Source organism: uncultured Slackia sp. (assembly GCF_944321625.1).
Classification (GTDB): domain Bacteria; phylum Actinomycetota; class Coriobacteriia; order Coriobacteriales; family Eggerthellaceae; genus Slackia.
Window position 1 is genome coordinate 1 of the sequence record NZ_CALUMA010000023.1, and the last position, 6533, is coordinate 6533.

Below are 6533 nucleotides of genomic sequence, written 5' to 3' on the forward strand. Positions count from 1 at the left end.
ATGCCGTTCCAATGCGGGAAAGCGGTCTTTGGCTCGACGTGTTTCCAGCGCCCGCGGGGACGCATGCTCATGCTCTTACGATGAAGCGCGGGGAATGAGCGATACGCCCACCTCGATGGTGAGTGGGTGGTGCTCTCCCTCGTGCAGGGTCTCGATAAGGCGCCGTGCGCCGATGGACCCCATGTAGGCGGCGGGGACATTGATGGTAGTGAGCGGCGGCGTGGAGCGTGCGGATTCCGGCGCATTGTCGAACCCTATGAAGGCGACGTCTTCCGGAATGCGGTAGCCACGCTCAAGAAATGCCTGCATGGCACCTTGTGCGATGGTGTCGAAGTCGCAGAAATACGAGCGTGCAACCGGTTCTCCCGCATCGATGATAGCGAGCATGTCTTGCTTGGCTCCGGCAACGTCGGCGGCGAGCTCGTGGACGATCGCGCGACGTGCTGAGGCACCGTTGCGCTGTACGGCGAGAAAGTAGCCATCTTCCCGGTCCTGGAAGTTGCTGATGCGATTGCTGCATTTAAGGAGTCCGGGCATTTCTCCATAGCGGCTAAAAAGATATTCCACGGCAATATGAGCGCCCTCGTGATTGTTGATCTGTACGCGGTCGAGCCCACAGGAATGGCACGTATCAAGAAGCGTGATGGGCAGGTCGAGGGCTGCAAACGGCATGAGGTCATTCATGCCCATTTCCGTGGCGAGTAAGAGCACGCCAGCGGGCTGTAGCTCTACGAGATGTTGAATTTGAACTGCGATGTCTCGAAACGATGCGATCTCGGTGGTAATGAAGCGGTAGCCTGCCTCTTCTGTAGCTTCCTTAGCGCCGCGCGCCATTTGCGAGAAAAACGCGGTGTCGAAAATCTTGTGACGGTTGTAGTACACGAAAACGATGGTGCCGGACTCCGCTTCCCGTGTATCGGGAAACTCATATCCCAGGGCGCGTGCCGCTTTCAGAACCCGGGCACGCGTTTCGGCAGAAACGCCGGGTCGTCCGTTGAGGGCGAAGGACACTGAGGCGGCGGAAAGTCCCAGCTGACGTGCGATTTCTTTTGCGGTCACTGCCATGCGATGACGGACTCCTTCGCCGCGTGTTTCTTGTTTTCGAGGACATTGTACCGAGTGGAGCTGGTTCGATAAAGACGCGCGGCAACCACTCGCGGGGTGTCTGCTACCGCTTAAGTCGTTTTGCTAAACATTTCGTTCCAATTAAGTGCCCACAAAAGAAAAATCAACAACCAAGCTCAGCAAACGTCCATGGACGGAGTTCATATGATCAGTGCCATCAACGAGATTCCCGTCACATCGAATTCGTATCCGTTTTCCAGTGCGGAGCGTTACTGTCATCTTTCCGCTCGCGGATACGTGGAGCGCGAGTACTATGTGCGCGGAACGGCGAACGTGTATCGTTCCATCAACGATGCCGGTGCGGTCGAGGTGCTCACTCCAGAGGCGCCGTATGTGAATCGTATCGTCGTGCGCGCTCCCATCGATCCTGAGCAGGCAAGCGGCAACGTGGTGGTGGAGATCATCAATCCCACTTCGTTTATGGAAATCGAGCGCATGTGGATCTTGGGTCATGGGGAGTTCCTGCGTTCGGGCGATATCTACGTTGGAATCACCAGCAAGCCCAACACCATTCCAAAGCTTGTCGAGTTTGATACGCGCCGGTATGCGGCGCTCTCGTGGGCGAACCCCACGCCGGAAACGCCGTTTCTGTTCGACCCTGCTGAGCTCGTGCGCGGAGGCGCTCTGCCCGACATCGACATCACCTACGAGCCCGGTCTCTTTTGGGACATGCTCACCGATCTTGCCTGGAAGCTGCGCTCCAATGACGCAGATAATCCGCTTGTCACCTATCGTCGCGACTGCCTGTGCCTCACGGGATGGTCGCAGTCCGGCGCCTATCTCTTCCGCTATCTCAACAGCTTTGCCTACCGCGAGGACGTGGCGCGTGGGTCGCGGGTGTTTGACGGCTACCTCTCGGGCGGCGGCATTCATTCTATGGTGATTCCCGTGAATCAGTATGAGAGTGCCCGCGCCTATGCACCGGAGCTCCGCCGCGTCGAGCGCTGCGGCGAACCGTTCATCGCGGTGCAAACGGAGAGCGAGAACGGGCGCTTCGAATCGTGGCGCTGCATGCTGCCCGACAGCGATCGGTCTGATTTCAAGTATCGGCTCTACGAGGTGACCGGTGCGAGCCACGACACCAAGTGGAGTTATTTGGACTACTACCAAAACGACCCCGACCTTAAGCGCATCAATCACCTGCCTGTTTACACCGGGCTTCACGACGAGCCCAACGACTACCCCTCGCAGCTGCTGTTCCATGCAGCGTTTCGCAACCTCTTCCGCTGGGTGCGCACCGGTGCGGCGCCTGCGTCCTGTTCGCGGATTCCGGTGGACTGTCACGGCGAGAACGTGAAGGACGCGTTCGGCAATTCCAAGGGGGGTCTCCGCACGTGTCTGCTCGAGCACCCCGTAGCGCGTTATTCCAACACGAGTCGCGTGGTGCCTGGGTCGGGCACGGTGGACAAAACCGCCGATACGGATGGGCTTTTTGGGCACCAGGAGACCTTCTCCGCTGCGATGCTCTCCGAGTTGTACGGCACGCTCGCCCATTACCGCGAGCTGTGCGAGGACGACACCGCGCAGCTGGTGAGCCAAGGCTTCCTTTGCCAAGAAGACGCACCCCTGCTCGTTGACCTTGCGGTTGCCCATGCACGCCGCGCGGGGCTTGAATAGAGGGCCTTTTGCCCTAGAAAGGAGTATTCCATGAGCGAAGCAACGCCTGCCTTTGAGTTATGGCGCGCTGGCATCCTCACGTTTGAGGCGGCGGGCACGTATGACAATCCGTTTTTGGATGTGGAGATCTGGGCTGCATTCACGGCGCCCTCGGGACGTGTCATTCGTCGCGAAGCCTATTGGGACGGCGGCAATGTGTGGCGTGTGTCGTTTGCCCCCACCGAGACCGGTGTGTGGACATACGCGCTTGAGGCGCCCGAGGCGACGGGGCTCGACGGCTGTACCGGCGTGCTTGAGGCAGTACCTTACGAAGGAGAACTCGCCATCTACCAGCATGGTTTTCTTAAAGTGTCCGCCGACGGTCGGTATTTCGAGCATGCGGACGGTACGCCGTTTTTCTGGTTGGGAGATACGCACTGGGAGGCTTCGTGGGGCGAGCGCTGGGATGAATCCAATCACCCCGGCATGCAGAGCCAGTTCCGTGGCATGGTCGATAAGCGCGTGGCGCAGGGTTATACCGTCTACCAAACCAACTTGCGCTCCGACATGGGGCCGGGGGTGAACCACTTCTGGGTGGAAGGCGAGCATCCCGGTGAGAACGGCGAGCGCGATCTTCCCAATGTTGCGTTTTACCAGAACGAGCTGGACCGCCGCATGGCCTATATCGCGGATGCCGGCTTGGTAAACGCGCTGGGGCAGGCGTGGTGCTTTGCTATCAATCGAGAGGGTGGCATCGAGCATCAGAAGCATCTTGCTCGTTATATCCTGGCGCGCTATGGCGCGCTGCCCATGGTCTGGACGCTCGCGGGCGAGACGGCCGGGTACGACCTGACGCCCGAGGTTCACCAGCGTCATGTTGATCGTTGGCGTGAGGTGGCGCTCGAGATTGAGCGTCGAGATGGCTACGGCACGCTTCAGACGGCGCACTACACCAACGAGCGCCCCTTCCCGGACTACTACCAAAACGAGTCCTGGTTTGACTTCACCTTAAACCAGGCAGGGCACGGTGACTATCTAATCACGGCAGAGGACTATGCGGACTTCTTCGCAAAGCACCCGGGCAAGCCCTTCGTCGAGGGCGAGGCTATGTACGAGCTGTGCTCCACGCTCGAGGAGATGGGCACGCGTCTGTGCACGGCGGATTTGCTGCGCCGTGTGGCGTATATGTCCATCCAGCTTGGTGGCGCCGGTTTCACCTACGGTGCCCAAGGCATTTGGGACAACGTGTGGGAGAAGGTAAAGGAGATGAACCCCTTCTTTGCCATCTTCAACCGCTTCAACGTCACGTGGGTCGAGGCCGTAGATGCACCCGGCGCCACGCAGATGGGATACATGCGTCGCTTCTACGAGGGCGTGCACTTCTGGGAGCTCGCACCTGTGACCGTGGGCGACGGGGGCAATCTCTTCGCCAACAAGGCGCCGCTCGCTACGGCGACGGCCGACCGTGCGCGCATCGTTGCCTACTACGGCGACACGGCGCGGCGCTCACTCAAGATCGACGGCATCGACGATGCCGCTGTCTACCGGGCGCGGTGGTTTGATCCGCGCGAGGGCACCTACGCAGAAGGAGAGGAGGTTCGCGCCCAAGAGGGCACCCTCACGCTTCCCGCGAAGCCGAATTTGGGGGATTGGCTCGTGGTGCTCGAGCGCGTGTAGCGCCCGGAACGGATTTGTGTACCTCGGCATATCCGCTTACGTGAATGGTTGGAAGGTTCGAACAGAACATGAAAGGATCGGTGAGATTGTGGGCATCCTCAACACCATACAGGGCTTTCTAGAAAAGTACGTCGGTCCTGTTGCCCAGAAATTCTCTTCGTTTAAGGTAGTTCAAGGCCTCATGGCGGGCATGATGTCCACCATGCCCGTGACCCTGGGCGTGGCGCTGCTCTCCATTTTGGTCGGCCTGCCCATCCCGCCGCTGCAGGATTTCCTAAACAGCACGGGACTTGCCTCTGTCATCAACGATGTGCTTGTGGTGACCATGAACTTGGGCGCGCTCTACATGTGCGCTTCGGTTTCCCATTCGTTCGGCGAGGTGCTCGGTAACAAGGGCATGGCTTCCGTGGTAGCCTCCATCGGTGTCGCGCTTCTGCTCATTCCGCTTGGCCGCACCGAGGACGGTATGACCTTCATCCCCACGACTTATATGGGCAGCAACGGCCTGTTTGTTGCCCTTGTGGTTGCGCTCGTAGTCCCCGCGCTGCTTCACTTCCTCATGAAGCACATTGCCGTGCCGCTGCCCGATAGCGTACCGCCGTTCGTGTCCAACTCGCTGTCGCCGATGCTGTGCGCCATTGTTATCTTCACGAGCTTCACGCTGCTTAAGTGGGGCATGACGTTCACTGCATGGGGCGATATCTACACCGCGGTCAACGCCATTATCTCCACGCCTGTCATGGGCCTGGGTTCCTCGCCTGCGGCAGTGCTCATCTACTTCACCCTGTGCAACGTGCTGTTCTTCTTCGGTATCCACCCCAGCGTCCTTATGAGCGTCTACATGCCTGTGATGGCCGCCTGCGGCCTTGCCAACACCGAAGCATTCCTCGCTGGCGATCCGATGCCGTACCTGCAGTTCTCTATCCTGATGGCTATCGGTTCGTCCGACGCCCTTGGTATGGAGCTGGCGCTGCTTACCGGAAAGTCCGAGAGCTTCAAGGCTCTCTCCCGCATCGCGCTCGTGCCCGCTATCTTTAACATCTCCGAGCCCATCATGTTCGGTACCCCGATTGCGATGAACCCTTATATGTTCATCCCCTACATCCTGCTCAAGCCAGTGGCGTGGCTGTGCGCCTTCGTAGGCTTCTATCTGGGCCTTGGCAACGCCTTTAACCCCACCATCTCCATGCCTTTCGTGGTGCCCCTGCCCATCAGCAACTTCTTCACGGGCGGCATCGGTCTGGTGATTATTGTGGTCGCATCCATTCTCGCCATCGCCTTGCTGTTCATCCCCTTCGTCCGCATTGCAGACAAGAAGGCGCTGAAGGATGAGGCGGAGGCGCGTGCTGCGAAGGCGGCCGAGGCGTAAAGGCTTCTTCCGTACTTGGCGGTTTGTCCGCCCATCTCCCCTCCGGCATTTGCGTAGCCCGCGTGTCCCCCTATGTGCGGGCTACGCATGCCAAGAGCTGGAATAATGTGGCTATTGCCGAGCCGACCTTCTGGGTCGGCTTTTCTCTTTTGGTTTTATCGTTCTTGATGGACGGCAGATTGGTCCTATGCAGCTCCGGAAAAGCCCCCGGCGAACATTCCGCAGGCCAAAGGCCGAGGACGTTCGCCGAGGGCTATGCCGAAACTACTGCTTATGGGTGGTGCTTACCGGTAACCCTCCCACAGAGGCAGTGGGAAGAGCACGTCCTCAAAACGAGCCCACTCCGCCTCGTAATCGATCTCGTCGGGGCGGGCGAGCCAGCGGCCCTCCAGGCCGTACATGGCGGCAAGGGCAACCGACAACGTAAGGCCGGCATCAACGCCTTTGGGCACTGACCAGTTGTGCTTGTCCGCCTGCCGCTCTGTTACCCGGCGCGTGCGGTCAGCAAAGTAATCGTGTGCGGGATGGGTGCGAGAAATCGCCTCGGTGTTAAGGGTTTGAAAAAGCATGACCATTTCTGGCTGGTGGGCGTTTTCCGCCACGATGAGGCGCATGTATTCGGGAATCTTGGGGCGCTTGCCAAACAATGCGCCGCCGGGTTCAAAGAGCGAGAAATAGTCGCTGTCCGTGCTCGTGCGATCGTAGTAGTGCTCGACGACCTCAAACAGAAGGCCCTCTTTGTTGCCCACGTAATGCAAAACACCCG

5 protein-coding genes are annotated in these 6533 nt (G+C 59.2%); 3 read left to right on the plus strand and 2 right to left on the minus strand.

Annotation, left to right across the window (positions count from 1 at the left end):
* Positions 1-75: 75 nt before the first annotated feature.
* On the minus strand, positions 76-1065 hold the full coding sequence (locus tag Q0J60_RS02080; RefSeq protein ID WP_294438564.1) for a LacI family DNA-binding transcriptional regulator: 990 nt from the start codon (positions 1063-1065) through the stop codon (positions 76-78).
* 204 nt (positions 1066-1269) lie between these two features.
* Between Q0J60_RS02080 and Q0J60_RS02085 the strand changes: the two genes are divergently transcribed.
* The 3 genes from Q0J60_RS02085 (at position 1270) to Q0J60_RS02095 (ending at position 5767) form a co-directional block, all read left to right on the plus strand.
* Positions 1270-2742 (plus strand): alpha/beta hydrolase domain-containing protein, encoded by a 1473-nt coding sequence (locus Q0J60_RS02085; RefSeq protein ID WP_294438566.1) that lies wholly within the window; start codon positions 1270-1272, stop codon positions 2740-2742.
* Between the two features lie 30 nt (positions 2743-2772).
* Positions 2773-4398: a DUF4038 domain-containing protein gene (locus Q0J60_RS02090; RefSeq protein ID WP_294438567.1), complete on the plus strand. Its 1626-nt coding sequence runs from the start codon at positions 2773-2775 to the stop codon at positions 4396-4398.
* Between the two features lie 88 nt (positions 4399-4486).
* Positions 4487-5767 (plus strand): PTS transporter subunit EIIC, encoded by a 1281-nt coding sequence (locus Q0J60_RS02095; protein WP_294438569.1) that lies wholly within the window; start codon positions 4487-4489, stop codon positions 5765-5767.
* A gap of 284 nt (positions 5768-6051) precedes the next feature.
* Here Q0J60_RS02095 and Q0J60_RS02100 read toward each other — a convergent pair.
* On the minus strand, positions 6052-6533 hold a 482-nt coding region (locus Q0J60_RS02100), incomplete at its 5' end, for a hypothetical protein (protein ID WP_294438570.1).